Genomic DNA, 25,304 nt, shown 5'->3' with positions numbered 1-25,304 from the left:
ATGACCGTGAGCACCTTCGCCGCTTCCAGCATGCCCCCCGCCTTCCCTGAGCGGGCCGCCTGGGGGACCGCCTCGTCCCTGCGTGCCTGGCAGCAGCAGGCTCTGGAGGCGTACTTCGGTGCGGGCGGGGGCACCGGTCCGCGCGACTTCCTCGCCGTCGCCACGCCCGGCGCCGGCAAGACCACCTTCGCGCTGCGGCTGGCCCGCGAGCTGCTCGACCGCCGCGTGGTGTACGGGGTGACCGTGGTGTGCCCCACCGAGCACCTCAAGCGGCAGTGGGCCGAGGCCGCCGGCCGCGTGGGTATCAAGATCGACCCCGAGTTCCAGAACGCCCAGGGCCGCGTCGGCAAGGACTTCCACGGCATCGCCGTCACCTACGCCACGGTCGCGGCCCGTCCGGCGCTGCACCGCAACCGCACCGAGGCCCGTAAGACCCTGGTGATCTTCGACGAGGTGCACCACGCGGGCGACGGGCTGTCGTGGGGTGACGCGGTGCGCGAGGCGTTCGAGCCCGCCACCCGGCGGCTGTGCCTGTCCGGCACGCCGTTCCGCACCGACGTCAACCCCATCCCGTTCGTGCAGTACGAGGAGGGGCCCGACGGCATCCGCCGCAGCCGCGCCGACTACACCTACGGCTACGGCCCGGCCCTGGCCGACGGTGTCGTCCGCCCGGTGCTGTTCATGGCGTATGCGGGCGAGATGCGCTGGCGCACCCGCGCGGGCGAGGAGCTGACCGCCACCCTCGGCGAGCCGCTCACCCAGGACCAGATGTCCCAGGCGTGGCGGGCCGCGCTCGACCCCAAGGGCGACTGGATCCGGCAGGTGCTGGTCGCCGCCGACAAGCGGCTCACCGAGCTGCGCCGCGCCATCCCCGATGCGGGCGGCCTGGTCATCGCCACCGACCACGAGGCGGCCCGGGCGTACGCGGCGATGCTGCGGTCGGTCACCGGGCAGGGCGCCACCGTGGTGCTGTCGGACGACCCCACCGCCAGCAAGAAGATCAAGCAGTTCGCCGCGAGCGACGACCGGTGGATGGTGGCGGTGCGGATGGTGTCCGAGGGCGTCGACATCCCGCGGCTGTGCGTGGGCGTGTACGCCACGTCCACCAGCACGCCGCTGTTCTTCGCCCAGGCCATCGGCCGCTTCGTCCGGGCCCGCAAGCGCGGCGAGACGGCCTCGGTGTTCCTGCCGTCGGTGCCGACGCTGATGAGCCACGCCGCCGAGATGGAGGCCGAGCGCGACCACGTGCTCGACAAGCCCGTGCGCGAGGACGGCCTCGACGACGACCTGCTGGCCGAGGCCAACCGGCGCCGCGACAACCCCGACGCGGTGGGGGAGGAGTTCGCCTTCGAGACCGTCGAGGCGTCCGCCACCTTCGACCGGGTGCTGTACGACGGCGGCGAGTTCGGCATGCAGGCCACGCCCGGCTCGGTCGAGGAGGAGGAGTTCCTCGGCATCCCCGGCCTGCTGGAGCCCGAGCAGGTCAGCGCGCTGCTGCGCAAGCGCCAGGCCGACCAGATGCGCGCCCGCCGCAAGAAGAAGACCGGCGACCCGCGGGCCGACGGCGCCGCCGACCGCGCCGCCGACAGAACCGCCGCGGAGGACCTGCACGCCCTGCGCAAGGAGCTGAACGGGCTGGTCGGCGCGTGGAACCACCGCACCGGGCAGCCGCACGGCGTGATCCATGCCGAGCTGCGCCGGGTCTGCGGCGGGCCCGCCATCGCCCAGGCCAGCGCCGAGGACATCCGCCGCCGCATCGACAAGATCCGCGAATGGGCAGCCCGGCGCCGCTTGTGACCCGCCGGGGCCGCACCCGCGGGCAGCGCCCGCGGCGGCGCCCGGTCAGGCGCGGACGACGGGGCTGCCGACGAGGTCGACGCCCTCGCGGCGCAGCTCCTCCAGGGCCCGGTCGACGGTGTCCTTGGCCACGCCCGCCGTCAGGTCGAGCAGCACGCGGGTGCGCAGCCCGGCGCGTGCGGCGTCCACGGCCGTGGCCCGCACGCAGTGGTCGGTGGCGATGCCGACGATGTCGACCTCGTCCACGCCGTGGCCGAGCAGCCACTCGGCCAGCGGCACCTCGTCGTCGGTCGCGCCCTCGAACCCGCTGTAGGCGGCGTCGGTGCGCCCCTTGCTGAACACCACCTCGATCGGGGCGAGGTCCAGGTTGGGGTGGAAGTCGGCGCCGGGCGTGCCGATCACGCAGTGCGGGGGCCAGGTGTCGACGAAGTCCGGGGCGGCGGAGAAGTGGTCGCCGGGGTCGAGATGGAAGTCGCGGGTGGCGACGATGTGGGCGTACTCGTCCCGATGCGCCGCGACATGCGCGGAGATGGCGGCGGCCACGTCCGCGCCGCCGCCGACGGGCAGCGAGCCGCCCTCGCAGAAGTCGTTCTGGACGTCAACGATGATCAGGGCCTTGCCCATGTGCGCTCCTCGATGAGGTTCCCCCGATATCTCCCCGGACGACGCGGACGTTACGCCGGCGGGCGCACGTCGTCGTCGACGAATTGGGTCGGGATGGCGGGCTGCCCGCGCGACAGCCGCACCGCGGCCGGGGGCAGCTCGCGCAGGGAGCGGGCGTGCCGCTCGCGGGCGGCGGCCAGCGGCTCGCGCCCCACCACCTCGCCATTCCTGATCAGCGGGACGTGCAGCAGCCGGTCGCGCGGCCCCGGCGCCGGCTCGCCCGTGCTGATCAGCTCGCAGGTCGCGGTGCCGTGCGGGTCGATGCGGCGGACCGCCGTCTTGCGGCCGCCGCGGGTGGGCTTGCCCGCCGACCGCTTGGCCACCGGGCGCATCGGGGCGTCCGGCTCCGGCCCGTCGGCCCGCGCCACCAGCTTGTAGACCAGGGACGCGGTGGGCGCGCCCGACCCGGTCACCAGCGACGTGCCGACGCCGTAGCCGTCGACGGGCGCGGTGCCCAGCGCCGCGATGCCGTACTCGTCCAGGTCTCCGGTGACCACGATGCGGGTGCCGGTGGCGCCGAGCGAGTCCAGCAGCTCGCGGACGCGCCGCGCCGTCACCCCCAGGTCGCCGCTGTCGATGCGCACCGCGCCCAGGGACGGCCCGGCCAGCTCCACGGCGGTGCGCACGGCCCGTTCGACGTCGTAGGTGTCCACCAGCAGCGTCGTGCCCTCGCCGAGGGAGGTCAGCTGGGCCTTGAAGGCGTGCCGTTCGCTGTCGTGCAGCAGGGTGAAGGCGTGCGCGGCCGTCCCGGCGGTGGGCACCCCGTACCGGCGGCCCGCCTCCAGGTTGGAGGTGGTGGCGAAGCCCGCGATGTAGGCGGCGCGGGCGGCGGCCACGGCGGCCCGCTCGTGGGTGCGGCGCGAGCCCATCTCGATCAGCGGGCGCCCCGCCGCGGCCTGCACCATCCGGGACGCGGCCGAGGCGATCGCGCAGTCGTGGTTGAGGATCGACAGCACCAGCGTCTCCAGCAGGACGGCTTCGGCGAACGTGCCTTCCACCGTCAGGATCGGCGAGTCCGGGAAGTAGCACTCGCCTTCGGGATAACCCCAGACGTCGCCGGTGAAGCGGTACTTCTCCAGCCATTCGGCGGTCGGCCGGTCCACCACGCCGTGGGCGGTGAGGAACTCCAGCTCGGCGGCGTCGAAGGTGAAGCGCTCGATCGCGTCCAGCAGCCGTCCGGTGCCCGCGACCACGCCGTAGCGCCGCCCGTTGGGCAGGCTGCGGGCGAACACCTCGAACACCGCGCGGCGTTCGGCGGTGCCCTCGCGCAGCGCCGCCTGCAGCATCGTCAGCTCGTAATGGTCGGTCAGCAGGGCCGTGCCGTCACCAAGGTCCACAAGTGGAACCTTAAGGCCCGGTGTGTGCACCATGGAGATGCGGGCCGCCGCGCACCGCGGCGGCGCAGCGGCGGACGCGGCCGACGGCATCGCGCATAGCATCGGGAACGGTGGCGGAATCGACTCCGCGGATACGAGGGAGACGTGAGGAGCCGATGAGCACAGCACCCGCGCCGGTCGAGCTGGAACGGCCGGACGTCGGAGAGGACCAGAGCGCCGACCGGCCCTGGCTGGCGATCGTCTGGAACGACCCCATCAACCTCATGTCGTACGTCACGTACGTGTTCCAGACCGTGTTCGGCTACCCGCGGCCCAAGGCCGAGAAGCTCATGCTGGACGTGCACCACAAGGGCCGGGCCGTGGTCGCCAACGGCACCCGCGAGGAGATGGAGCGGGACGTGGAGATCCTGCACTCCTACGGCCTGTGGGCCACGGTGAAGCGAGACGACTGAGAATCGAGATGCCATGAGTGCGGTCAAGAGGGTCCGGGGGGGCGGCGTCAGCGTGCGCCTGGAGCCCGAAGAGGCGGCGCTGGTCCGGGCGCTGATGGAGCAGCTGCTGGCGCTGCTGGACCAGGACGCGCCGGGCCCGGGCGACGAGCTGGCCGCCGTGGGCATCTCCGAGCGCACCTCCCCGCCGGACGACCCGGTGCTGGCGCGGCTGTTCCCGGACGGCTACCGCGGGGACGACCGCGCCGCCGGCGAGTTCCGGCGCTACACCGAGATGGGCCTGCGCGACGGCAAGCGCGAGGCCGCCCGCACGGTCCTCAAGACGCTCGACCGGGGCCCGCGGCCGGTCCTGGACGACGAGGAGGCGCAGACCTGGCTGCGGGCCCTCAACGACGTGCGGCTGGCGCTCGGCACCCGCCTCGACATCACCGAGGAGTGGTACGAGCAGGCCGCCGAACTGGACCCGGCCGACCCGCGCACGCCCATGTACGCCGCCTACGACTGGCTGACCATGCTGCAGGAGAGCCTCGTCCGCGCCGTGTGGTGACCGCGTCCGCGCCGGGTTGCGACCGGCCGGGCGGCGGCGCGGGCCGCGGGGCGGGGCGGCGGCCGGGACGGCACGCGGCGGCGGGTAGCCTTCGGGTCATGCTGACGATCGAGCGTGCCCTGGTCGACAAGATCGTTGCGCATGCGCGCGCCGACCACCCCGACGAGGCCTGCGGTGTGATCGCCGGTGCGGCCGGATCGGACCGGCCGACCCGGTTCATCGCGATGACCAACGCCGAGCGCTCCCCCACGTTCTACCGGTTCGACTCCATCGAGCAGCTGAAGGTGTGGCGGGAGATGGACGACCGGGACGAGGAGCCGGTGGTCATTTACCACTCCCACACCGCCACCGAGGCGTACCCGTCCCGCACCGACGTGTCCTACGCCTCCGAGCCGAACGCGCACTACGTGCTGGTGTCCACGCGCGACCCCGAGGAGATCGAGTTCCGTTCCTTCCGGATCGTGGACGGCGAGATCACCGAAGAGGAAGTGAAGATCGTCGACAGCTACGAGTGAGCGGCGCCGCCGGGCGGGCGGGCGCGCCGGGCGGCTGATCGGCGCCCCGGACACGGCCGGTAAACTGGCTGTCATGTGGACGAGCGGGCGGTCGGGGCCGGGCGTGCGCGGTGCGTCGGCCGGTTTCGCGCCGGCGCCGCCGCGGGCGTTCCGCTCAGCGCTCTCCGGGTTCCCGCGGGGTGCCGCGTCCCCCTGTCCCGTGCAGAGCTTCCTGTTCGGGCACTCGCGCGCCGAGGTCGTCTACGACTGTCGCTGACGCGCCTGATCCCGCCTTGGAATTCCCCCGCCTGCCGCCCGGTTGTGATGCCTCGGGCGGAAAGCCCTTTTCGGGGGGCGTGGGGGTCGGCCCCCACAGACAGACACGACCCGAAGGAGATCATCGCGATGGCGATCGAGGTCCGGATCCCGACGATCCTGCGCAATTACACCGGCGGCGCCAAGTCCGTGGAGGGCAAGGGCGGCACGCTCGACGAGCTGTTCTCCGACCTGGACTCCCGCCACCCGGGCCTGCGCGAGCGGCTGGTGGACGACAAGGGGCTGCGCAAGTTCGTCAACGTGTACCTGAACGACGAGGACGTGCGCTTCCTCGGCGGTCTCGACACCAAGGTCGCCGACGGTGACAACGTCACCATCCTGCCGGCCGTCGCCGGCGGCTGATCCCGGGACGCCGTGCCGATGCGTTTCGACTCCCTGCTGGACTCCGTGGGCCGCACCCCCCTGGTCGGCCTGCCCCGGCTGTCGCCGAGCCCCGAGGTGCGGCTGTGGGCCAAGTTGGAGGACCGCAATCCCACCGGTTCGGTCAAGGACCGGCCCGCCTTCTGGATGATCGACAAGGCGGAGAAGGAGGGCCTGCTCAGCCCGGGCTGCACGATCCTGGAGCCCACCTCCGGCAACACCGGCATCTCCCTGGCCATGGTCGCCCGGCTGCGCGGCTACAACATGGTCTGCGTGATGCCGGAGAACACCTCCGCCGAGCGGCGCCAGCTGCTGGAGATGTGGGGGGCGCGGATCGTCTTCTCCCCGGCGGCGGGCGGGTCCAACGAGGCCGTCCGCGTCGCCAAGGGCCTGGCCGCCGAGCACCCCGACTGGGTGATGCTCTACCAGTACGGCAACGAGGCCAACGCGCAGGCCCACTACGAGACGACCGGCCCGGAGATCCTCGCGGACCTGCCGACGGTCACCCACTTCGTGGCGGGGCTGGGCACCACGGGCACGCTCATGGGCGTCGGCCGGTACCTGCGCGAGCAGCGCCCCGACGTCAAGATCGTGGCGGCCGAGCCCCGGTACGGGGAGCTGGTGTACGGGCTGCGCAACATCGACGAGGGGTTCGTCCCCGAGCTGTACGACGACTCCGTGCTGACCACCCGGTTCTCGGTGGGGTCGGCCGACGCGCTGCGCCGCACCCGCGAGCTGCTGCAGCAGGAGGGCATCTTCGCCGGCATCTCCACCGGCGGCGCCCTGCACGCCGCCCTCGGCATGGCCGCCAAGGCGGTCAAGGCGGGGGAGCGGGCCGACATCGTGTTCATCGTCGCCGACGGCGGCTGGAAGTACCTTTCGACGGGCGCCTACTCCGGCACGCTGGAGGAGGCCGAAGAGCGTCTCGAAGGCCAGCTCTGGGCCTGACGGCGGGCCGACCCGCTGGGGGCCGGCCCGCCGACCGTTGCACCGCAACTTGCGTGCCGATCCGCTCCCGCCGCCCCGCCGGGGCCGGTGACGGCTGCCCTGGGGGATAGAGTTCATACTCGAACGTGATTCTAGATCCGTGCCGGCCGTGCGCCGGCGCGGATCTGTTCGGGCAGCGGCCGGGAGGGCGGATGAGCAGGTTCGGCGACGCGACGGCGGTCACGCGGGTGGACGACGGCAGGTACCGCATCGATCTCGACGGCGCCTTCGGGTTCGCCGAGGCCCTCAACGGCGGCTACCTGATGGCGGTGCTGGCCCGCGCCGCCGTCGACGCCGCCCCCCACCGCCACCCCGTCGCCACCGCCGCGAGCTTCCTGCGGGTCGCCAAGCCCGGCCCCGCCGAGGTGCTGGTGGAGCCGCGCAAGGCCGGCCGCACCGCCAGCGCCGCCCGCGTCAGCCTCGTCCAGGACGGACAGGTCGCCGTGGACGCCCTGATCACCACAGCCGACCTGGAGCCGGGCGGCGAACCCGAATGGACCGGCGAGCCGCCCGCACCGCCGCTGCCGCCGATCGAGCGGTGCATCCACTTCGAGGCGAGCGACCGCGACCGCGGCTTCGCCGACCAGGTGCAGATGCACTTCGACCCCGCCACGCTCGGCTGGCTGGACGGGCGCCCCAGCGGGCGGCCCGAGTGCCGCGCCTGGTTCCGGCTGCGCGACCCCCACGAACCCGACGCGTTCGTCCTGGCCCTGGCCGTGGACGCGCTGCCGCCCGTCGTCCTCAACACCGGCGCCAAGGGCTGGGCCCCGACCGTCGAGATGACCTGGCACATGCGCGCCGTCCCCGCCCCCGGCCCGCTGGCGCTGCACGGCAGCGGCCGCCTGGTCGCCGGCGGCTGGTTCGACGAGGAGGTCGAGGCCTGGGACTCGGCGGGCCGCCTGGTCGCGCAGGGCCGCCAGCTCGCCCGCGTCGGCCGCCCGTCCCGCCGGGCCGCGGCGACCGCGTGATCGGCGGCCGCCGCCGGCGCGGGGACACGCCGAAGATCACGAGGATCGGGCGCGCGCACGGTGGTTTCGAGCATGTGACCGTGTGATGTCCGACGCATGACGCGCCCCGGCGGCGTCCGTTCCCCTAGCCTTGAGTCTCATGTCTGACGCGCCGATCGGGATCTTCGACAGCGGATTCGGCGGGCTGACCGTGGCCCGCGCCATCTTGGACCAGCTGCCGAACGAATCGATCGTCTACCTCGGCGACTCGGCGCGCCAGCCGTACGGGCCGCGACCCATCGCGCAGGTGCGCGCCTTCGCCCTACAGATGCTCGACCAGCTGGTGGACGAGGGCGTGAAGATGCTGGTCATCGCGTGCAACAGCGCCAGCTCGGCGATGCTGCGCGACGCCCGCGAACGCTACGACGTTCCGGTCGTCGAAGTGATCAACCCCGCGGTGCGGCGGGCCGCCCGCGCCACCCGCAACGGCCGGGTCGGGCTGATCGCCACCCGCGCGACGGTCACCAGCCGCTCCTACGAGGACGCCTTCGCCGCCGCCCCGCACATCGAGCTGACCGCCGCCGCCTGCCCCCGCTTCGTGGAGTTCGTCGAGTCCGGGGTGACCATGGGCGACGAACTGCTGGAGGTGGCGCGCGAATACCTGCGGCCCATCATCGACGCCGGCTGCGACACCCTCATCCTTGGGTGCACCCACTACCCATTGCTTACCGGCGTCATCTCGTATGTCGTGGGAGACGGGGTCACACTGGTCTCAAGTGCCGACGAGACCGCCAAGGACGTCTATCGAGTGCTGCACGACAAGGGGCTGGCCCGGGCGGAGGCCACGCCCCCGCCCGTCCACCGGTTCCGCGCGACCGGTGACCCGGCCGTGTTCGCGGCGCTCGGCCGCCGGTTCCTGGGCCCGGAGATCGGTCTCGTGGAGCCCACCGCGAACAAGGCTCTGACCACCTGATTCCTCGGGGACACAAGAGGAGGAGTGAGCGTGCGGGTCACTGTGATCGGCTGCTCCGGCAGCTTCCCGGGGCCGCAAAGCCCCGCGTCCTGTTATCTGATCCAGGCGGAGGACTACTCGCTGCTGCTGGACCTGGGCAGCGGAGCACTCGGCACCCTGCAGCGCTACCACGGCCTCTACGACATCGACGCCGTATGCCTGTCGCACCTGCACGCCGACCACTGCCTCGACCTGTGCGGCTACTGGGTCGCACGCAAATACTGTCCCGAGGGCCCGACGCCCCGCATCCCCGTCTACGGACCCGAGGGCACCGCGGCCCGCATGGCCAAGGCCTACGACCTGGAGCCCGACCCGGGCATGGCCGAGGCGTTCGACTTCCGCCCGCTGCTGCGCGGCCCGTTCGAGATCGGGCCGTTCCGCGTGACCACCGCGCTCATGCCGCACCCCGTCGAGGCGTACGCCTTCCGCGTCGAGCACGACGGCAAGGTCCTGGCCTACTCCGGCGACACCGGACCGTCCGCCGCGCTGGTGGAGGTGGCCCGCGACGCCGACCTGTTCCTGTGCGAGGCGTCCTTCCTGGAGCAGCCCGACCTGCCCGACGACCTGCACCTCACCGCCCGCGAGGCGGGTGAGCACGCCGCCCGGGCCGGCGCCCGCCGGCTCGTGCTGACCCACCTGGTGCCCTGGAACGACGCCAACCGCTCGCTCGCCGAGGCCAAGTCCAGCACGTACGCGGGCACCATCGAACTGGCCCACGTGGGCGCCGCCTACGATCTGTGACGCGCCCGGGGGCTAGGGTGGTCCCCATGGCACGCCCCGATGATCGCGCACCAGACCAGCTCCGTCCCGTCCGCATCCAGCGCGGCTGGCTCGACCATGCGGAGGGCTCGGTGCTCATCGAGTTCGGCGGCACCCGCGTGCTGTGCGCCGCCTCCGTGCAGGACTCGGTGCCGCGCTGGCGCCGCGACAGCGGCCTCGGCTGGGTGACCGCCGAGTACGCCATGCTGCCGCGCGCCACCAGCACCCGCAACGAGCGCGAGTCGGTCAAGGGCAGGCTGGGCGGCCGCACCCAGGAGATCTCCCGGCTGATCGGCCGGTCCATCCGGGCCTGCGTCGACTACAAGGCGCTCGGCGAGAACACCGTCCAGCTCGACTGCGACGTGCTGCAGGCCGACGGCGGCACCCGCACCGCCGCCATCACCGGCGCGTACGTCGCGCTCGCCGACGCCATCGCCTGGATGCGCGGGCGCGGCATGACCAAGGGCGAGCCGCTGATCGGCTCCGTCGCGGCGGTCAGCGTCGGCGTCATCGACGGCGAGGCCCGGCTCGACCTGTGCTACGAGGAGGACGTCGTCGCCCAGACCGACATGAACGTGGTGTGCACCGGCGACGGCCGGTTCGTGGAGGTGCAGGGCACCGCTGAGGGGCGCCCGTTCGACCGGGCCGAACTCGACGCCCTGCTCGACCTGGCCGCCGGCGGCTGCGCCGAGCTGACCGCCCTGCAGCGCGAGGTGCTCGGCCGATGACCCGGATCGTGCTGGCCACCCGCAACGCCGCGAAGATCGCCGAACTGCGCGCCATCCTGGCCGGTCTGCGCTCCGCCGACGGCTCCGGCGTCGAGGTCGTCGGCCTGGCCGAGTTCCCCGATGCCCCCGAGGTCGCCGAGACCGAAACCACCTTCGCGGGCAACGCCCTGCTCAAGGCCCGCGCGATCGCCGAGCACACCGGCCTGCCCGCCGTCGCCGACGACTCCGGACTGTGCGTGGACGCCCTGAACGGCATGCCCGGCGTGCTGTCGGCGCGCTGGTCCGGCCGGTTCGGCGACGCGGCGGGCGACAAGGACCGCGCCAACCTCGACCTGGTGCTGGACCAGCTCGCCGACGTGCCCGCCCCGCACCGCGGCGCCGCGTTCGTCTGCGCCGCCGCGCTGGTGCTGCCCGGCGGCGCCGAGCACTGCGTGGAGGGGCGGCTGCGCGGCCGCATCCTGGACGCCCCGTGCGGCACCGGCGGCTTCGGCTACGACCCGATCTTCCTGCCCGAGGGCGAGACCCGCACCACCGCCGAGATGGCGCCCGAGGAGAAGAACGCGATCAGCCACCGCGGCCGCGCCTTCCGCGAACTGGCCGCCCTGCTCCCGGAGGCCCTCGCCGCCGCGTCCCGCTGACGGGCTTCCCGCGCCGCGCTGACAAAGGCCTCGCCCGCACCCGCCGAAAAAATCGGCGCCGTGACAACCTTGCGGCGCACCGCGCGGGTTCTAGGGGTGTCGACCTGTTCACCCCAGAGGAGCAACATGAGCGAACAAGGGCGTTCCCGGCGTCCGCGTGGGCGGATCACGGCGGCGGTCGCGGGCATCGTCGGCGCCGGAGTGCTGGGCGCGGGCATCTGGCTCGGCGTGACGGCGGCCACGGACACCGCGGACACCACCGGCGCGGCCAACGTCGCGGCCAGGGGCACCCTCCGGGAGTCCACGCCGCCCACCAGCCCGCTGGCGTCGGCCGACGCCACGGCCAGGCCCAAGTCGCCGACCACGCGCCCGTCCACGCCGTCTCAGCGCTTGTGCCCGACGACGCGGCCGGTGCCGCCCACGGCGGACGCCACGCGCCGCCCGGTGCCTTCGTCCACGGCCGACCCGACACGTCGCCCGGTGCCTCCGTCGACGGCCGCCCCCACGCGCCGCCCGGCGCGTCCGGCCGCGGCGTCGGACGCCGACCCGACCGTCAGGCCGGGCAATCCGACCTGCCCGCCGGAGCAGCAGCGCTAGGCGCGGCCCCTTCGTGTCCGCGTTGAGCACCGGGGAGGTCCGCGGCGGTGACGTCACGACGTTCGAGGAGTTCGTGACCGCCACCGCGGGCCCCCTGCTGCGCACCGCCGTCTTCCTCGTCTACGACCGGCACGTCGCCGAGGACCTGGTGCAGCTGGCCTACGAGCGCGTCGCGCGGCGGTGGCGGCGCCTGGCCTCGGGCAACCCCGAGGCCTACGCCCGTAAGATCATCGTCAACCTGGCCATCGACGAGCGCAGACGCCGCCGCGACCTGCCGGTCGGCTCGGTGACCGAGGTGGAGCGACTGGCCGGGACCGCGTCCGCCGGACCGTTCTGCGGACCGGCCGGCGCGGCGGACGGCGAACTGGACGAGGCGCTGCGCGCCCTGCCCGCCAAACAGCGCGCCGTCCTGGTCCTGCGCTACTGGTGCGATCTGAGCGAACAGGACATCGCCGAGACCCTCGGGATCTCCCGGGGGACGGTCAAGAGCCACGCCGCGCGCGCCATGGCGGCCCTGCGCGAGCACATGACGGCCGACAAGCCGCGGCCCGCGGCGAAAGGGGACGGGGCGCATGGACGATGAGCTGGAAGCCCTGCTGCGCGACCACTACCGCCGGGCCGCCGAGGAGATCCACGCCGACCCGGCGCTGCTGCGCCGCTACCGCGCCGCCGCCCGGCCCGGCGCCGACGGCACCCGGACGCCGAACCCGCTGGGGAAAGGCCTCGGCCTCCGCCGCTGGGCGCTGCCCGTCCTCGCGGCCGCCGCAACGGCCGCCGTCGTCCTCGCCGCGGCGATGCTGCTGTGGCGGTCCCCGCAACCGGCGCCGCCGCAGCCCGCCGCGCCGCCCTCGCCCGCGGCCACCACGACACCGCCGCCCGCGCCGACGCCGTCCCGGGCTTCGACACGGCCGCCGGTGCCGGAGTCGACCGCGCGCCCCCGCTCCGCGCGGTCGTCCGCGCCGGCGGCCCCCGACCCCGCCTCGACGGTGCGGCCCGAGGCGACCGGGAACCCGCCGTCCGAACGCCCCGCGACGCCCCGCGACGCCCCGCACACCGCACACGACGGGAGCGTCGCAGACGGCCCGGCCGCCCGCGGGATCGGGTTAGAGTGACGCAATGTCCATGACCGAGATGATCATGCTCGGCGCCGTCGTCATGTTCATCCTGGGCCTGCTGATGGTCGTGGCGGCCCGGGTCGTCGAGCGGCGGCGTCGGCTTCGGCCCGAGTCGGCCCCCGCCGAGCCGACCGTCATCGTCGGCGTGCCCGCCTCCCGGCCCGCCCCGCCCGCCGTCGCGGTCCCCGCCGCAACCCGCGACCGCGCGCTCGAACTGATCGGGCAGGGCCGGGTCATCCAGGCGATCAAAGAGGTGCGCATGGACACCGGCCTCGGCCTGAAGGAGGCCAAGGACTTCGTCGACGCCCTCAAGGACGGACGCGTTCCGCCCCGGCCGGTCATCGGCGACGCCACCCTCTCCGACCGGGTCCGGCGGTACAAGGCCGACGCCGACGTCGAGGCGGCCATCGCCCTCGTCTGCGCCGAGACCGGCATGACCCGCGACGAGGCCGAACGCTTCGTCGCCGCCCTCGACTGACGCCTCAGCCGGCCGTCTCAGCCGACGGTCTCAGCCGACGGTCTCAGCCGATGTACAGGCGCACGTACGTGCCGTCCCAGTCGGTGCGCAGCTCCACCAGGTCCACCAGCAGCCGGACCGTCCACAGCCCGAAACCGCGCTCCAGCGCCGAGCCCGGCGGAACGAACCCCGTCAGCGGATCCGGCCGCGGACGCCACAGGCCGTGGTCACCGACCTCGCACACCACCTTCCGGCCGTCCCGCCACAGCCACAGCCCGACCGGCGGGCAGCCGTACGCCAGCGCGTTGGCGGCGACCTCGTTCGCCGCCGTCACCAGGTTCCGCGCCGACCCCTCGGGAAGCCCGTACCGCACCGCCCGCTCGCCGACGAAGGCGCGCAGCGGATTCAGGTCGTCCGACCGGATCGGCAGGTAGTCGGCGCCGGCGGGACGGCCCACCCGGCGGGCCCGGTCGCACTCCTCCCCGAACGCCACCGGATCGGTGTAGCGGCCGTTGCGCACCGTCACACCGCCCTCCAGCAGCAGCGGATGCGTGCGCCGCGCGTGGTCGATGACCTCCTCGGGCAGCACGGCCCGGTCGTACGAGCACAGCGCCCGCGCGTCCACATCGCCGAACACCACGTTGATCAGCGACTCGTACCGCGCCCACTCCACCATCTCCCGGGCATCCCACCCCTGCCACACCGGCTCGGCCAAGGCCCGGACGCGGCGCGCAGCCATCGCCTTGACCAGCTGCTGGTACTGCTCCAGCGTCCGCACCGGATGCCGGTAGAACTCCTCGGCGTCGAAGAACCGCACGAGCCCCGCGGCATCGGCCAGAGCGTCACGCAGCGCGCCCAGCACCGGTTCGCAGACCACCGCCACCACCGCGTCGCCCGCCCGCGCCCCGTCGCGCAGGAACGGCACGGCGACCCGGAGGAACTCCTCCTGCCCCCGGTAGAGGAACGCCCGGTGCTCCAACGTCACGAGGTCACGACCCCTCCCGGGGCGGAACCGCGACGGCCCTGCACCAGCCCGGGCAGCCGGTGCCAGCCGACCATGTCGATCAGCTCCGCCACGCCGGCCGGCACGTCGTCCAGCACCAGGCCGCACCCGCCGGGCACGCCGGTGGCGTGCCGCGCCAGCAGGCTCAGCCCGGCCACGTCGATGAACCGCAGCCCGGACAGGTCCAGGTGAGCCCGCCGCCGCAGGGCGGTGACCCGCGCCAGCCGGTCGGCGAACACCGTGTGCCGCGCCGCGTCCAGCTCGCCCTCCACCCGCAGCCCGTGCGGCTCGAACGTGCGCACGAGCCGCAGGACGCCGTCGTCGTACTCCGGATTGGCCGCCACCAGCACCTCGTGCGCGTCGCGCAGCGCCGCCAGCTCGTCCCGCGGCAGGGCGTCGCGGTGCACCTGGCAGACCGCCATGGCGGTGGTGCTGGGCGCGACGGCCTGGTCGACCAGGTGCTCGCAGCTGAGCATCCGGGCCAGGCCGGCGGGCCCGGGCGCGGCCGGCAGCCGACCGAGCTCGGTGGTGACCCGCACGGCCCGGAACTCCTGCCCGAACGCCGACTCCACCTCGCGCGCCACCGCGTCCGCCATGCGCGGCGGATCGAACCGCCCGGCCCGGTCGAGGCAGGTCTGCTTCAGCGGCAGCACGCGCAGCTGCCGGCGGCGCAGCCGGTCGGCCAGGTCCGCACCGGCCAGCCGCCGCACGCCCGGCAGCCGTTCGGGCGGCGCGTCGGTGACGTACACGACCTTCTCCACGGTGCCGCGCAACCCGTCGTGCACGAAGTCGCCGATGACGTGCTCGCGTTCCTCGGGTGTGCGGTAGGCGAGCCACCCGTGGTCCCCCGGCCGCAACTCGCCCACGGCCCGCTCGGTGAACCACCCGCCCTCCGACCCGCTCATGACGGCCCCCTGAGGGCCGGGACCATGCCGAGGGGGAGCCGCATGATCCACCTGAAACGACGCCATGCCCAAGAGTAAGCCCGCCGCCCCTTCCCCGCCCCCGCCGCTTTCTCGACGGCGGCGGCCCGACGTGGCCGGGAATGCCGGTAAACCGGATGCGGCACCCACCCGTCCGGGCGCTAAGCTGATCGCAGTTTCCTCGTCATATTCCGGCGGGCGTGGCGAAATCAGGCATACGCGGCAGGTTTAGGTCCTGTTGGTGGCGACACCGTGGGGGTTCGAGTCCCCCCGCCCGCACTGGACATCCGACACCGGCACCCCGTCACGCCGACCATTGCGTCCGGCAAATGCGTACCGTCCGCAAAAGGCGTCGGGGACGCGGGAAATCACAGGCCGAGGTCGCGGCGGAGGCGCTCTACGTGGCCGGTGGCCTTCACGTTGTAGTAGGCGTGCTCGATCTTGCCGTCGGGGTCGATGATGAAGGTGGAGCGGATCACGCCGACGACGATGCGGCCGTAGAGCTTCTTCTCGCCGTAGGCCCCGTAGGCGCGCAGCACGTCGGCGTCGGGGTCGGACAGCAGCGGGAAGGTCAGCCCCTCCTTCTCGCGGAACTTGGCGAGCTTGGGCGGCGCGTCGGGGGAGATCCCGACGACGGTGGCGCCCGCGGCCTCGAAGTCGGCCAGGCTGGACTGGAAGTCGACCGACTCCCTGGTGCAGCCGGGCGTCATGGCCGCCGGGTAGAAGTAGAGGATCACTCGCCTGCCGCGCAGGGACGTCAGGGACACCGGGTTGCCGTCGGCGTCGGGAAGCTCGAACTCGGGGGCGACGTCTCCGGGCTGCAGCCGATCGGACACCACTTCCGCCTTTCTTGCTCGAATGGACATCCTCCACCGTACCGGCTGGGGTCTGGCGGGCGTTCGGCGGGAAGACCTGACAGACTGTTCGGATCATGCGCTGCCGACGCCCGTGCACGATGCCCGTATCCGGTCCTCGAACGGGCGGGACGATCTCGAAAGACCACCAACGACGATAGGAAACGGCATGGCTGACAGGGGCCGCGACCCGGAGGCGCTGGAGCGGGAGATCGAGCGCACCCGCCAGGAGCTCGCCCGCACCATCGACGCGCTGGCCGAGCGGGTCAGTCCGCGCAACGTCGCCCAGCGCGGCGCCGAGCGGATCAAGGAGGAGGCCGGGCAGGTCGCCAAGGTCGCCCGCACCATGCTGACCCCGGACGGCCAGGAGCCGGGGGAGCGTGCGGGCGCCGACCGCCGGGCCCTGCTGATCGGCATCGGCGTGGCGGTGACGATCACCGCCTTCGTCGTCTGGCGCCGCAGGCGGCGCTGAACGATCTCCTCGGACGGGCGCCGGTCCGCTCTTGCGGCCGGCGCCCTTTTGTGTGTCCGGCGGTACGGGTCAGCGGAGGGTCGGTTCGGCGCGGGTGACCCAGTCGGGGCCGCGTTCCAGTTCGGCCTCGGGGATGTAGGGGACGATGAACGCGTACCGTTCGAGCACCTCGGGCGGCACCTCCCCGGTGTCGCCGAAGGCGGCGATCTCGCCCCAGCAGGGAGCGCCCAGCGAGCCGCTGTGGTGGCGGACGGACAGGCCCGCGCACAGGTTGGCGAACGACAGCCGGTGGGCGAGGGGCCAGCCGGCGAGGGTGCCGAAGCAGAAGCCGGCGGCGAACACGTCGCCCGCGCCGGTGGGGTCGAGGGCCTCGACCGGCAGGGCCTCGGCGCCGGCCTGCTCGCCGGTGGTCGAGTCGATCGCGATGGCGCCGCCGGCGCCCTGCTTGACGGCCACGACGGGGACGCGGTCGGCGAGGGCGTGCAGGGCCTCCTCGGGGGTGCGGGTGCGGGTGTAGGCCATCGCCTCGACGGCGTTGGGCAGGAAGACGTCGACGTGGCGGAGGCGGTCCAGGACGTCGGTGGACCAGGTCTCGGTGGGGTCCCAGGCGACGTCGGCGAAGACGCGGGTGCCCGCGCGGCGCAGCTCCAGGGCCCAGCCGGGGACGGGGCGGTCGATGTCGACGAAGCAGGTGGCGGCGGCGGGCGGGTCGGTGACCGGGTCGGCGTCGCCGGGCGGGAACGGGCGGGCGTAGGTGACCATGCTGCGGTCGCAGTCGTAGGCCAGCGACACCGTGACCGGGGTCGGCCAGCCGGTGATTTCGCGGGACCAGCGCAGGTCGACGCCCTCCTGCTCGGACAGGGTGCGCCAGAGGTAGGCCCCGAACATGTCGTCGCCGAACGCGGCGGCCAGGCCGGTGCGCAGGCCGAGGCGGCTCATGGCGACGGCGAGGTTGGCGACGCCGCCGGGGGCCGAGCCGAGGCCGTCGGTGACCAGTTCGGTGCCGGGCGGGGGCAGGCCGGGCAGCCCGGTGAAGATCATGTCCATGAAGACCCGGCCGGTGAGGAAGACGTCCAGGCCGTGCGGTTCGTCCCCGGCGTGCAGGAGCTCGCCGGCGGGGCCGCGTTCGGTGCACGGGTCGCGCAGGGAGGGTTCGGGGGGCGTGCCGGGCGGCGGCCCCGGGTCGGTCACGGTCATCTCATCCCTCCGGGTCGGTGGCGTGCCCGTGCCGGGCCCGCGTCACCGCCCTAGCCGTCCAGGTCGGGAGGTGTCACGGTGAAGCGGGCCTCGACTGAGGAGCGCACGTACTGGATCTCGGGTTCCAGGGTGATCGGCTCGGGTTCCGACGGGGGGACGCCGCGGGACACTTCGCCGGCCAGGGTCGCCATCAGGGGCGTCGCGCTGCGGTGGTCGTCCCGGATGAGGCCGGAGTCGGCGAGTTCGACCAGGCCGGTGAGGCGGGCGCCGAGCGCCTCGGCGTAGCTGCGGGCGCGGGCGACGGCCTCCTGGGCGGCCTGGCGGGCGGCGCGCGCGTAGACCTCGCTGTCGCGGCGCAGGTCCCACTGGGGGCCGTGGACGAAGGTGCGCTCCATGTCGCCGAGCCGGGTGACCAGTTCGCCGAGCACGGTGAAGTCGACGACGGTCACCTTGATCCAGGCGGTGCCCTGGTAGCCGCGGATCTCGCCTTCGCGGCGCCGCTGCCGAAGCACCGGGGAGATGGACAGGCCGCCGGTCTCGACGCGTTCGACCGCCTCCCCGTACGACCTGATGAGGTCGAGGGCGCGCTGGTTGCGTTCGACGAGGCGGTCCAGGGCGGCGCGGCGCTCGTCCTCCCGGCTCTGGACGTGCACCGACAAAAGGGCAAGTTCGGGCTGGGCCTCCAGCACGACCTCGCCGCGGACGCTGATCACTGGGGCGTCGCTCATGCCCACAATCTACGTCCCCGGTCCGCCGTCCGGCGGATGCGCTGCGGGGAAAGAGCGGTCAGAGGAAGGTGCGGCCCTCGCCCCGGTAGGTAGGGACGGTCCGCACCAGGCGGTCGCCGTCGATCAGGTGGAGTTCGGCGAAGCGTTCGCACAGTTCGCCGGCCTTGGTGTGCCGGAACCAGACGCGGTCGCCGATCGCGAGCCTGTCGGCGGTCTCGCCGAGCAGCGGCGTCTGGACCTCTCCGGCGCCCTCCTCCGGGTCGTAGGACAGGCCGGTGGGCAGGTACGGCTGGGGGAGGCGCATCGGGTCGCCGGGGCCGGACGCCAGGTAGCCGCCGCCGAGGCAGGTGACGACGCCGGGGGCGGGGCGGCGGACGACCGGCAGGGCGAACAGGGCGGCGGGGCGGCCGCGGAAGTTGGAGTAGTGGTCGAACAGGTGCGGCTGGTAGAGGCCGGAGCCGGCGGCGACCTCGGTGACGGCGCGTTCGGCGGCGGTCTTCTCGACGCTGCCGGTGCCGCCGCCGTTGACGAACTCCAGGTCGGTGAGCCGGCGGACGGCGGCGACGATGGCGGCGCGGCGGCGGGCGAGTTCCCGGCGGGAGCGGCGCTGCATGACCTGGATGGCGCGGGCGCGCACGGGCCGGCCGGGCGGCAGGTCGCCGACGCCGGCGATCTGCCCTTCGTAGGCCATCAGCCCGACCAGCCGCAGTCCGGGCCGTTCGAGGATCCGTTCGGCGAAGGCGCGCACCTGGTCGGGGGTGTGCAGCGGGGAGCGGCGGGCGCCGACGCGCAGCCGTCCGCGCAGGGCGCGGTAGGAGGCGTCGATGTCGATGCACACGCGGACGGGATGGCCGTGGGTGTGCCGTTCGATGAGGTCGAGGTGGTCGTCGCAGTCGACCATGAGGGTGACGGTGCGGGCGGCATGCTCGTCGCGGGCGAGGGCGGCGAGGGCGGCGCGGTCGGTGGTGGGGTAGGCGACGAGGATGTCGTCGCTGACGCGGTGCCCGGCGAGCCAGAGGGCCTCGGGGAGGGTGAACGCCATGACGCCGGCGAAGCCGTCCAGGGCGAGGACCTCCTCCAGGAGCGCCCGGCAGCGCACGGACTTGCTGGCGACGCGGATGGGTTTGCCGGCGGCGCGGCGGACGAGGTCGGCGGCGTTGGCCCGGAACGCGGCCAAGTCCACGACCGCGAACGGGGCGTCGAGGGCGGCGGTGGCCGTGTCGTAGCGCTCCCGGAAATTCATGGGCACACCCTGCCATAGGTACCGCCGAATATGAAAACAGTTCATATCCGGTGGAGTGTGGAGGTCAGGCGCGGGTGTGGTCGGCGAAGAAGTCCCAGAGCATGCTGCTCGCGCGGGACGGCCATTCGTGCGTGCCGCCCCGGACCCGGCACAGGGTGACCTCCGCGCCCCGCGCGCCTTTGCCGGTGGAGTCGCACTCGATCGCGCCGGCGGTGATGACCTTGGGCCGCAGCCGGGGCAGGTTCCCGGCGTCGCGCCAAACATCGACCGCGTAGGAGACGGGCGGGTAGGGGCGGTCGTCGTTGAAGTCGCGGCGGCCGCCGCCGTTGAACGGGACGTTGCGGTCGGCCGTCCCATGGAAGATCATCGCGGCGACCGGGCGGTCCGGGTCGCACTCGGTCACCAGCGCGCCCTCGACCACCCCGATCGCGGCGACCTTGCCGGGCTTTTCGCAGGCCATGCGGTAGGCCATGCCCGCGCCGTTGGAGAAGCCGGTGACGTACACGCGCCGGGCGTCGGCCAGGCCCGCGCCGGTCAGCCGGTCGATGAGCTTGCTGAGGAATCCGACGTCGTCGATCTTGCCGATCTTGGCGGCGCCGCAGCAGTCGCCGGCGTTCCAGGTGGTCATGAAGCCGTCGGGGTAGGCGACCAGGAAGCCCTTGTCGTCGGCCAGGTCGTCGAACCCGGTCAGCGTGCGCATCTTGTCCATGGTGGCCAGGCCGCCGTGCAGCGCGATCACGAGCGGCAGGGGCTTGGCGGGCCTGCCGTCGCGCCATCGCCCGTTCGCCGGCTTCGGCGGGACGTGCAGCAGGTACTCGCGGTGCCCGAACGTGCCCACGTCGAGTTTCTGCCTGTGCGTGCCGGCGGAGGTGGGAATGCCGGACACGGTCGCGGGCCGCTTGCCGTCCGCGTCCGAGCCTTTGCGCGAGCCGCTCGCGGTGCCGCTGCCGCTGCGGCCGCCACCGCCGCCGTCCGTGCATCCGGTGAGCGTCACGATGACCGTCAGGAGGAGGACGAGGAGCCGCCGCATGGGTGCGAATCTAACCCGCCGCCGCACGCCGAAACTACCGCTCGGTCAACGAAGTCGGGGCGCCGTTCCTGCGATCTGGTTGAGGAGCGCGACGTGGCGGGTGAAGGCGGCCCGGCCCTCGTCGGTGAGGGCGATCCAGGTGGTGGTGCGGCGTCCGGACTGCGTCTTGCGGACGGTGACGTAGCCGGCCCGTTCCAGGGACGTCAGGTGCTGGGACAGGGCCGAGTCGCTGAGCTCGACCGTCTCGCGGACGAAGCGGAACTCGGCGCGTTCGACCGCCGCCAGCAGCGCCAGGACGGAGAACCGCGCGGGGGTGTGGACGATCGGGTCCAGGTCGTGCCGGGGATGGCTCATGCGCGCCGTCCCATCCAGGCGGCCACGAAGAACGGCAGCGCCGCGACGGCCGAGGCGAGCGTCCAGGCCGGGACGGAGGTGTCCCACTGCCAGCGGGTGACCGGCCCGACCGCCACCAGGTAGAGGCCGAACCACGCTGCGGTGGCCACCGTCAGCCTGCGCCCGGCGCCGAGCGGAAGCGCCGGGCGCCGCTTCATCCACTCGCCAGCCAGCAGGAACAAGGCCGCCCACACCCCCGCCAGGGCGTAGCGGCCCTGCGGCCACACCGCCTCCATCGCGGTGATCCAGACGATCGACACGGCCCCGACCGCCGCCAGAAACCAGGTGAACCAGCGGCCCGACCTGCGAACCTGCTCCTGGACGCGCTGCGCTTCGGTGAGGGCCGCACGGGCCTCGTCGGGGGTGGGCACGGTGAACTTCCCTTCCACTCAACTACTTTAGTAACACTAAAGTACATGCCGACCCCTGAAACGGACAACCCGGTGCGCCGCCCGACGGCGGCCGGCGGGAGGCGACGGCCGTGAAAACTTCCGCTCGGTGGCACGGCGCGCGGTGACGGCGGCGAATGCGCCAGTAAGCTCGTAGGTCTCACCCTGCGTAATCGTTGAGACGTCTCCGAAAGCGACGAAAAACCATCGTGACCAGCTCCAGCGCAAGCGAATTCGTGCTGACGCTCTCCTGCCCGGACCGTCCCGGCATCGTGGCGGCCGTCTCCGGGCTGCTGGCCGAGCGCGGCTGCAACATCGTGGAGAGCCAGCAGTTCGGCGACCGCGACTCCGGCACGTTCTTCATGCGGGTGCAGTTCTCCGCGCCGCCCGGCACCGATGCCGACGCCCTGCGGGGCGCGTTCGCCTCCCTGGGGCCCGAGCTGGGCCTGGACTGGCGGCTGTACGACGCGGCCGAGCGCACCCGCGTGCTCATCATGGTCTCCAAGGGCGGGCACTGCCTGAACGATCTGCTGTACCGGCAGCGGTCCGGGCTGCTGGACATCGACATCGTGGCCGTGGTGTCCAACCATCCCGACCTGCGGCCGCTCACCCAGTCCTACGGGATCGACTACCACCATCTGCCGGTGGCGGCGGGCGGCAAGGCGGCGCAGGAGGCCGAGGTGCTCACCCTCGTCGAGCACTACCGCGCCGACCTGGTGGTGCTCGCCCGGTACATGCAGATCCTGTCGGACGACTTCTGCGCCAAGCTGCCCGGGCGGGTGATCAACATCCACCACTCGTTCCTGCCGAGCTTCAAGGGCGCCCGGCCCTACCACCAGGCGCACGCGCGCGGCGTCAAGCTGATCGGCGCCACCGCGCACTACGTCACCGCCGACCTGGACGAGGGCCCGATCATCGAGCAGGAGGTCGCCCGCGTCGACCACACGCACAGCCCCGAGGACCTCATGGCGGTCGGCCGCGACATGGAGTGCCTGGCGCTGGCCCGCGCCGTGCGCTGGCACTCCGAGCATCGCGTGCTGCTGAACGGGAACCGCACCGTCGTCTTCCGCTGAGCGCCGCCCCCGCCCGGCCGTTCCCGCGCGCGTGCGCTGGAGTAATGATCCGTCACGGTGGGTAGTGGCAAGGTTACGCATGCCCACTTGTCGACGGGGGTGGCGATGGGCGAGACGACACTGGTCACACACGTGACGGAACGGACGCGCGCACCGGAGGCCGCGCAGTGGCTGACCCGGCGGGCGTTCCGGCCGCAGTGCGCGCTGGCGGCGCTGGTCGCGGCGGCGGTGGTCACGGCCGCCGGTGCGGTGACGGCGGTCGAGGCGGTCTGGGCGATGGCCGCGGGCGGGGCGCATCTGCTGCCGGTCGACCGGATGGCCTCCGTGCTGCGGCACGTCGCCTGGGGCGACCCGCCCGTGCTGGCTGCGGCGGCCGCGCTGGCCGCGCTCGGGTTGGCCATGGTGGTCTCGGCGGTGCCGCGCAGGGGCCGGACGCTGCCGATGCGCGGCGTCACCCCGTGGTCGGCGGCCGGGATGAGCCGCGCGGACGTGCGGCGGGTCCTGGTCGACACGGCGGCGCGCGTGCCCGGCATCACGCGCGCGCGGGTGGGGGTGCGCGGCAGGCGGCTGCGGCCCCGGGTCGTCGTGCGGACGACCACGCACTACTGCAATCCCGCCATGTTCGACTCGCGGGTGCGCCGGGCGGTGCTCGACCGGCTGGCCGAGCTGGACCTGCTGGAGGAGCGGCGCGTCAGCGCCCTGACGACGTGGCGGAGGGACTGAGCGATGCGAGTCGCCACGGCCCTGACCGGCACGGTGCTGCTGATGTGCGGAGCGCTCGCGCTGTGCGCCGGTCTCGGCGGGTTCGGCGCGGCGTGGCAGGTGCGGCCGGTGCTCGACCCGGCGGTGGTCCGGTACGCGTTGCGCAACGCCTGGTTCTGGCCCGTCCTGGCCAGCGTCGCCGAGTTCCTGGCGCTGGTGGGGCTGGCCTGGCTGATCCGGGAGGGGCGGGCGGCGCTGCGCCGGTGGCGTCCCGCGCTGCGCGGCCACGTCCGCGTGCAGGCCCGCCGGGCGGGGGAGGAGCTGCTGCGCGACGCCGGGCGGGTGCCCGGCGTCGCGCAGGTGCGGATGCGGCTCACCGGCAGCGCGGCCCGGCCGCGGCTGCTGATGACCGTCACCTGCGCCGAGGACGCGTCCCCGGCCGCGATCTACGCCGCGCTGGTCGCGGGGCCGGTGGCCCGGTACCGCGCCGCGACGGCGATGGGCGGCCTGGAGGCGGTCATCGACTTCCGGCTGCGGCGGCCTGGGCGGGCGCGTCGCCGTCCGGTCCCGGCCCGGACGCCGCGCCGCTGGGGGCGGCGGACCCCGTCGCGGACGCACCGGACGGTTCGGGCGCGGATCGCCCGGACGGCTCGGACGGTTTCGCCGGCTCGGCTGCTGCGCCGTGGTCGTCCAGGAGCGTCGCCTCGTTGAACGGGTCCTCGCCCGCCAGCACGCGGCGCGCCCGGGCCGAGTCCAGCTCGCCCGTCCAGGCCCCGACGACCACGGTGGCGACGGCGTTGCCGGCGAAGTTGGTCAGCGCCCGCGCCTCGGACATGAACCGGTCGATGCCGACGATGAACCCGACGCCGTCCACCAGCTCGGGCCGGTGCGACTGCAGGCCGCCCGCCAGCGTGGCCAGCCCGGCGCCGCTCACCCCGGCCGCGCCCTTGGACGCGATGATCATGAAGACCAGCAGGGACAGCTGGGCGCCCAGGGACAGCGGCTCGTCCTGCGCCGCGGCGATGAACAGGGTCGCCATGGTCAGGTAGATGGCGGTGCCGTCCAGGTTGAACGAGTAGCCGGTGGGCACGGTGATGCCGACCACCGGCCGGCTGACGCCCAGGTGCTCCATCTTGGCGATCAGCCGCGGCAGCGCCGACTCCGAGGAGGAGGTGGACAGGATCAGCAGGAACTCGCGGGCCAGGTAGCGCAGCAGCTGGAACAGGTTGATCCGGGCCACCGCCCACAGCACGGCGCCGAGCACCACCACCACGAACAGCACGCAGGTGATGTAGAACCCGAGCATGATCACCGCGAGGCTGCGCAGCGCGGACCAGCCGGTCTCGCCGACCACCGCGGCGATCGCACCGAACGCGCCGACCGGCGCCGCCCACATGATCATCGCCAGGATGCGGAACACCAGCCGCTGGATGTGCTCGATGCCGCGCAGGATCGGGGCGCCCGCGGGGCCCATCTTCTGCAGCGCGAACCCGGCCAGCAGCGCCACCAGCAGGGTCTGCAGCACCTCGCCCTCGGTCAGCGCCGACAGCAGCGAGGTGGGGATGATGCCGAGCAGGAAGTCGACGGTGCCCTCGCCGCCCTCGGCCGACTCGTGCGCCTTGGCGGCCGAGCCCGGATCCAGGTGCATGCCCTCGCCCGGGTGCAGGAAGTTGCCGACCGCAAGGCCGATGCCCAGCGCGAACGTCGACATGACCAGGAAGTAGCCGAGGGAGATCAACCCGACCTTGCCGACCTTGGCGGCCTTGGCGACCGAGCCGATGCCCAGCACGATCGTGCAGAAGATGATCGGCGAGATCATCATCTTGATCAGGTTGACGAAGCCGGTGCCGAGCGGCTTGAGTTCGGTCGCGACGTCCGGGGCGGCCAGGCCCACGGCGATGCCGGCCGCCACGGCGCCGATGACGGCCAGGTACAGGTAGTGCACCCGGTCCCGGCGCTGTCGGGCCAGGGGGGTGCCGGTGCCGCCGGATGTCGGCGCAGTGGACACGGTCGCCTCCTCGGGGTCTTGTGGACCTTCGCGGGTCCGGGGGGACGGGAGAGCGCCGGGCGCCCC

30 protein-coding genes and 1 tRNA gene are annotated in these 25,304 nt (G+C 73.5%); 19 read left to right on the top strand and 12 right to left on the bottom strand.

Going from position 1 to position 25,304, the window contains the following annotated elements; all coding sequences use genetic code 11:
* Positions 1-30: 30 nt before the first annotated feature.
* Complete coding sequence (locus QSK22_RS16640; RefSeq protein ID WP_285495159.1) at positions 31-1,797, top strand: DEAD/DEAH box helicase; 1,767 nt, start codon at positions 31-33, stop codon at positions 1,795-1,797.
* A gap of 45 nt (positions 1,798-1,842) precedes the next feature.
* Here QSK22_RS16640 and QSK22_RS16635 read toward each other — a convergent pair whose 3' ends face one another.
* Together QSK22_RS16635 and QSK22_RS16630 are read right to left on the bottom strand one after the other, a co-directional pair.
* On the bottom strand, positions 1,843-2,421 hold the full coding sequence (locus QSK22_RS16635; protein WP_285495094.1) for an isochorismatase family protein: 579 nt from the start codon (positions 2,419-2,421) through the stop codon (positions 1,843-1,845).
* Positions 2,422-2,471: 50 nt separating this feature from the next.
* Positions 2,472-3,830 (bottom strand): nicotinate phosphoribosyltransferase, encoded by a 1,359-nt coding sequence (locus tag QSK22_RS16630; protein ID WP_285495158.1) that lies wholly within the window; start codon positions 3,828-3,830, stop codon positions 2,472-2,474.
* Between the two features lie 122 nt (positions 3,831-3,952).
* Between QSK22_RS16630 and clpS the strand changes: the two genes are divergently transcribed.
* The 14 genes from clpS (at position 3,953) to QSK22_RS16560 (ending at position 13,244) form a co-directional block, all read left to right on the top strand.
* The gene (gene clpS, locus QSK22_RS16625) at positions 3,953-4,249 is read left to right on the top strand and encodes an ATP-dependent Clp protease adapter ClpS (protein WP_285495093.1); all 297 of its coding nucleotides are present in this window, start codon (positions 3,953-3,955) and stop codon (positions 4,247-4,249) included.
* A gap of 13 nt (positions 4,250-4,262) precedes the next feature.
* Positions 4,263-4,793: a DUF2017 domain-containing protein gene (locus QSK22_RS16620; protein WP_285495092.1), complete on the top strand. Its 531-nt coding sequence runs from the start codon at positions 4,263-4,265 to the stop codon at positions 4,791-4,793.
* Between the two features lie 98 nt (positions 4,794-4,891).
* Complete coding sequence (locus QSK22_RS16615; protein WP_285495091.1) at positions 4,892-5,308, top strand: M67 family metallopeptidase; 417 nt, start codon at positions 4,892-4,894, stop codon at positions 5,306-5,308.
* 384 nt (positions 5,309-5,692) lie between these two features.
* A complete protein-coding gene (locus QSK22_RS16610; RefSeq protein WP_285495090.1) occupies positions 5,693-5,965 on the top strand; it encodes a MoaD/ThiS family protein in 273 nt (90 codons plus the stop codon).
* An 18-nt stretch (positions 5,966-5,983) separates the two neighbouring features.
* The gene (locus QSK22_RS16605; RefSeq protein ID WP_285495089.1) at positions 5,984-6,931 is read left to right on the top strand and encodes a PLP-dependent cysteine synthase family protein; all 948 of its coding nucleotides are present in this window, start codon (positions 5,984-5,986) and stop codon (positions 6,929-6,931) included.
* A gap of 191 nt (positions 6,932-7,122) precedes the next feature.
* Positions 7,123-7,938 carry an acyl-CoA thioesterase gene (locus tag QSK22_RS16600; RefSeq protein ID WP_285495088.1) on the top strand — a complete coding sequence of 272 codons (816 nt, stop codon included), beginning with the start codon at positions 7,123-7,125 and terminating at the stop codon, positions 7,936-7,938.
* Between the two features lie 139 nt (positions 7,939-8,077).
* The gene (gene murI / locus QSK22_RS16595) at positions 8,078-8,890 is read left to right on the top strand and encodes a glutamate racemase (protein ID WP_285495087.1); all 813 of its coding nucleotides are present in this window, start codon (positions 8,078-8,080) and stop codon (positions 8,888-8,890) included.
* A gap of 30 nt (positions 8,891-8,920) precedes the next feature.
* Positions 8,921-9,670: an MBL fold metallo-hydrolase gene (locus QSK22_RS16590; protein ID WP_285495086.1), complete on the top strand. Its 750-nt coding sequence runs from the start codon at positions 8,921-8,923 to the stop codon at positions 9,668-9,670.
* Between the two features lie 26 nt (positions 9,671-9,696).
* Positions 9,697-10,416, top strand: a complete 720-nt coding sequence (gene rph / locus QSK22_RS16585) for a ribonuclease PH (RefSeq protein WP_285495085.1) — start codon at positions 9,697-9,699, stop codon at positions 10,414-10,416.
* Complete coding sequence (gene rdgB / locus QSK22_RS16580) at positions 10,413-11,054, top strand: RdgB/HAM1 family non-canonical purine NTP pyrophosphatase (protein ID WP_285495084.1); 642 nt, start codon at positions 10,413-10,415, stop codon at positions 11,052-11,054. The genes rph and rdgB overlap by 4 nt, the downstream gene beginning before the upstream one ends.
* A gap of 126 nt (positions 11,055-11,180) precedes the next feature.
* Positions 11,181-11,651, top strand: coding sequence for a hypothetical protein (locus QSK22_RS16575; protein WP_285495083.1), 471 nt, complete (start codon positions 11,181-11,183; stop codon positions 11,649-11,651).
* Between the two features lie 22 nt (positions 11,652-11,673).
* Positions 11,674-12,234, top strand: a complete 561-nt coding sequence (locus tag QSK22_RS16570; RefSeq protein ID WP_285495082.1) for a SigE family RNA polymerase sigma factor — start codon at positions 11,674-11,676, stop codon at positions 12,232-12,234.
* Positions 12,224-12,763, top strand: coding sequence for a hypothetical protein (locus QSK22_RS16565; protein WP_285495081.1), 540 nt, complete (start codon positions 12,224-12,226; stop codon positions 12,761-12,763). The genes QSK22_RS16570 and QSK22_RS16565 overlap by 11 nt, the downstream gene beginning before the upstream one ends.
* Positions 12,764-12,767: 4 nt before the next feature.
* A complete protein-coding gene (locus QSK22_RS16560; RefSeq protein ID WP_285495080.1) occupies positions 12,768-13,244 on the top strand; it encodes a ribosomal protein L7/L12 in 477 nt (158 codons plus the stop codon).
* Positions 13,245-13,287: 43 nt separating this feature from the next.
* On the opposite strand, the gene QSK22_RS16555 is transcribed toward QSK22_RS16560, so the two are convergent.
* A complete protein-coding gene (locus tag QSK22_RS16555; RefSeq protein ID WP_285495079.1) occupies positions 13,288-14,208 on the bottom strand; it encodes an anti-sigma factor RsbA family regulatory protein in 921 nt (306 codons plus the stop codon).
* Positions 14,205-15,131 carry an MEDS domain-containing protein gene (locus QSK22_RS16550; RefSeq protein ID WP_285495078.1) on the bottom strand — a complete coding sequence of 309 codons (927 nt, stop codon included), beginning with the start codon at positions 15,129-15,131 and terminating at the stop codon, positions 14,205-14,207. The genes QSK22_RS16555 and QSK22_RS16550 overlap by 4 nt, the downstream gene beginning before the upstream one ends.
* 212 nt (positions 15,132-15,343) lie before the next feature.
* Between QSK22_RS16550 and QSK22_RS16545 the strand changes: the two genes are divergently transcribed.
* Positions 15,344-15,428, top strand: a tRNA-Leu gene (locus tag QSK22_RS16545).
* An 89-nt stretch (positions 15,429-15,517) separates the two neighbouring features.
* Here the strand turns inward: QSK22_RS16545 and bcp are convergent.
* On the bottom strand, positions 15,518-15,985 hold the full coding sequence (gene bcp, locus QSK22_RS16540) for a thioredoxin-dependent thiol peroxidase (RefSeq protein ID WP_285495077.1): 468 nt from the start codon (positions 15,983-15,985) through the stop codon (positions 15,518-15,520).
* Positions 15,986-16,172: 187 nt separating this feature from the next.
* Here bcp and QSK22_RS16535 point away from each other — a divergent pair, with 187 nt between their 5' ends.
* A complete protein-coding gene (locus tag QSK22_RS16535) occupies positions 16,173-16,475 on the top strand; it encodes a DUF3618 domain-containing protein (RefSeq protein ID WP_285495076.1) in 303 nt (100 codons plus the stop codon).
* Positions 16,476-16,544: 69 nt separating this feature from the next.
* On the opposite strand, the gene QSK22_RS16530 is transcribed toward QSK22_RS16535, so the two are convergent.
* The 6 genes from QSK22_RS16530 to QSK22_RS16505 form a co-directional block, all read right to left on the bottom strand.
* Positions 16,545-17,672, bottom strand: a complete 1,128-nt coding sequence (locus QSK22_RS16530) for a carbohydrate kinase family protein (protein WP_285495075.1) — start codon at positions 17,670-17,672, stop codon at positions 16,545-16,547.
* Between the two features lie 50 nt (positions 17,673-17,722).
* On the bottom strand, positions 17,723-18,400 hold the full coding sequence (locus QSK22_RS16525; protein ID WP_285495074.1) for an SIMPL domain-containing protein: 678 nt from the start codon (positions 18,398-18,400) through the stop codon (positions 17,723-17,725).
* Between the two features lie 58 nt (positions 18,401-18,458).
* On the bottom strand, positions 18,459-19,643 hold the full coding sequence (locus tag QSK22_RS16520; protein ID WP_285495073.1) for an amino acid deaminase/aldolase: 1,185 nt from the start codon (positions 19,641-19,643) through the stop codon (positions 18,459-18,461).
* 64 nt (positions 19,644-19,707) lie between these two features.
* Complete coding sequence (locus QSK22_RS16515; protein ID WP_285495072.1) at positions 19,708-20,673, bottom strand: CE1 family esterase; 966 nt, start codon at positions 20,671-20,673, stop codon at positions 19,708-19,710.
* Between the two features lie 45 nt (positions 20,674-20,718).
* Positions 20,719-21,027 (bottom strand): winged helix-turn-helix domain-containing protein, encoded by a 309-nt coding sequence (locus QSK22_RS16510; RefSeq protein ID WP_285495071.1) that lies wholly within the window; start codon positions 21,025-21,027, stop codon positions 20,719-20,721.
* A complete protein-coding gene (locus QSK22_RS16505; RefSeq protein ID WP_285495070.1) occupies positions 21,024-21,455 on the bottom strand; it encodes a hypothetical protein in 432 nt (143 codons plus the stop codon). The genes QSK22_RS16510 and QSK22_RS16505 overlap by 4 nt, the downstream gene beginning before the upstream one ends.
* Before the next feature lie 209 nt (positions 21,456-21,664).
* Here QSK22_RS16505 and purU point away from each other — a divergent pair, with 209 nt between their 5' ends.
* Both purU and QSK22_RS16495 read left to right on the top strand, forming a co-directional pair.
* Complete coding sequence (gene purU, locus QSK22_RS16500) at positions 21,665-22,528, top strand: formyltetrahydrofolate deformylase (RefSeq protein WP_285495069.1); 864 nt, start codon at positions 21,665-21,667, stop codon at positions 22,526-22,528.
* 132 nt (positions 22,529-22,660) lie between these two features.
* Complete coding sequence (locus tag QSK22_RS16495) at positions 22,661-23,251, top strand: DUF6286 domain-containing protein (protein ID WP_285495068.1); 591 nt, start codon at positions 22,661-22,663, stop codon at positions 23,249-23,251.
* A 496-nt stretch (positions 23,252-23,747) separates the two neighbouring features.
* On the opposite strand, the gene QSK22_RS16490 is transcribed toward QSK22_RS16495, so the two are convergent.
* Positions 23,748-25,238, bottom strand: coding sequence for a cation:dicarboxylate symporter family transporter (locus QSK22_RS16490; RefSeq protein WP_285495067.1), 1,491 nt, complete (start codon positions 25,236-25,238; stop codon positions 23,748-23,750).
* Between the last annotated feature and the right edge of the window lie 66 nt (positions 25,239-25,304).

Origin of the sequence: Actinomadura sp. NBRC 104425 (genome assembly GCF_030269545.1) — a bacterium.
GTDB lineage: Bacteria > Actinomycetota > Actinomycetes > Streptosporangiales > Streptosporangiaceae > Spirillospora > Spirillospora keratinilytica.
Note: the sequence above shows the minus strand (reverse complement) of the source record. Positions and strands in the feature narration are given on the sequence as shown.

Coding starts and splice junctions, on each gene's coding strand:
- QSK22_RS16600 (WP_285495088.1), top strand. CDS start 7,123: ATGAGCAGGTTCGGCGACGCGACGGCGGTCACGCGGGTGGACGACGGC.
- QSK22_RS16535 (WP_285495076.1), top strand. CDS start 16,173: ATGGCTGACAGGGGCCGCGACCCGGAGGCGCTGGAGCGGGAGATCGAG.
- QSK22_RS16520 (WP_285495073.1), bottom strand. CDS start 19,643: ATGAATTTCCGGGAGCGCTACGACACGGCCACCGCCGCCCTCGACGCC.
- QSK22_RS16610 (WP_285495090.1), top strand. CDS start 5,693: ATGGCGATCGAGGTCCGGATCCCGACGATCCTGCGCAATTACACCGGC.
- QSK22_RS16635 (WP_285495094.1), bottom strand. CDS start 2,421: ATGGGCAAGGCCCTGATCATCGTTGACGTCCAGAACGACTTCTGCGAG.
- QSK22_RS16560 (WP_285495080.1), top strand. CDS start 12,768: ATGTCCATGACCGAGATGATCATGCTCGGCGCCGTCGTCATGTTCATC.
- QSK22_RS16550 (WP_285495078.1), bottom strand. CDS start 15,131: ATGAGCGGGTCGGAGGGCGGGTGGTTCACCGAGCGGGCCGTGGGCGAG.
- QSK22_RS16640 (WP_285495159.1), top strand. CDS start 31: ATGCCCCCCGCCTTCCCTGAGCGGGCCGCCTGGGGGACCGCCTCGTCC.
- QSK22_RS16620 (WP_285495092.1), top strand. CDS start 4,263: ATGAGTGCGGTCAAGAGGGTCCGGGGGGGCGGCGTCAGCGTGCGCCTG.
- QSK22_RS16605 (WP_285495089.1), top strand. CDS start 5,984: ATGCGTTTCGACTCCCTGCTGGACTCCGTGGGCCGCACCCCCCTGGTC.
- QSK22_RS16525 (WP_285495074.1), bottom strand. CDS start 18,400: ATGAGCGACGCCCCAGTGATCAGCGTCCGCGGCGAGGTCGTGCTGGAG.
- QSK22_RS16615 (WP_285495091.1), top strand. CDS start 4,892: ATGCTGACGATCGAGCGTGCCCTGGTCGACAAGATCGTTGCGCATGCG.
- rph (WP_285495085.1), top strand. CDS start 9,697: ATGGCACGCCCCGATGATCGCGCACCAGACCAGCTCCGTCCCGTCCGC.
- QSK22_RS16510 (WP_285495071.1), bottom strand. CDS start 21,027: ATGAGCCATCCCCGGCACGACCTGGACCCGATCGTCCACACCCCCGCG.
- murI (WP_285495087.1), top strand. CDS start 8,078: ATGTCTGACGCGCCGATCGGGATCTTCGACAGCGGATTCGGCGGGCTG.
- QSK22_RS16630 (WP_285495158.1), bottom strand. CDS start 3,830: ATGGTGCACACACCGGGCCTTAAGGTTCCACTTGTGGACCTTGGTGAC.
- QSK22_RS16515 (WP_285495072.1), bottom strand. CDS start 20,673: ATGCGGCGGCTCCTCGTCCTCCTCCTGACGGTCATCGTGACGCTCACC.
- rdgB (WP_285495084.1), top strand. CDS start 10,413: ATGACCCGGATCGTGCTGGCCACCCGCAACGCCGCGAAGATCGCCGAA.
- QSK22_RS16565 (WP_285495081.1), top strand. CDS start 12,224: ATGGACGATGAGCTGGAAGCCCTGCTGCGCGACCACTACCGCCGGGCC.
- QSK22_RS16575 (WP_285495083.1), top strand. CDS start 11,181: ATGAGCGAACAAGGGCGTTCCCGGCGTCCGCGTGGGCGGATCACGGCG.
- QSK22_RS16530 (WP_285495075.1), bottom strand. CDS start 17,672: ATGACCGTGACCGACCCGGGGCCGCCGCCCGGCACGCCCCCCGAACCC.
- clpS (WP_285495093.1), top strand. CDS start 3,953: ATGAGCACAGCACCCGCGCCGGTCGAGCTGGAACGGCCGGACGTCGGA.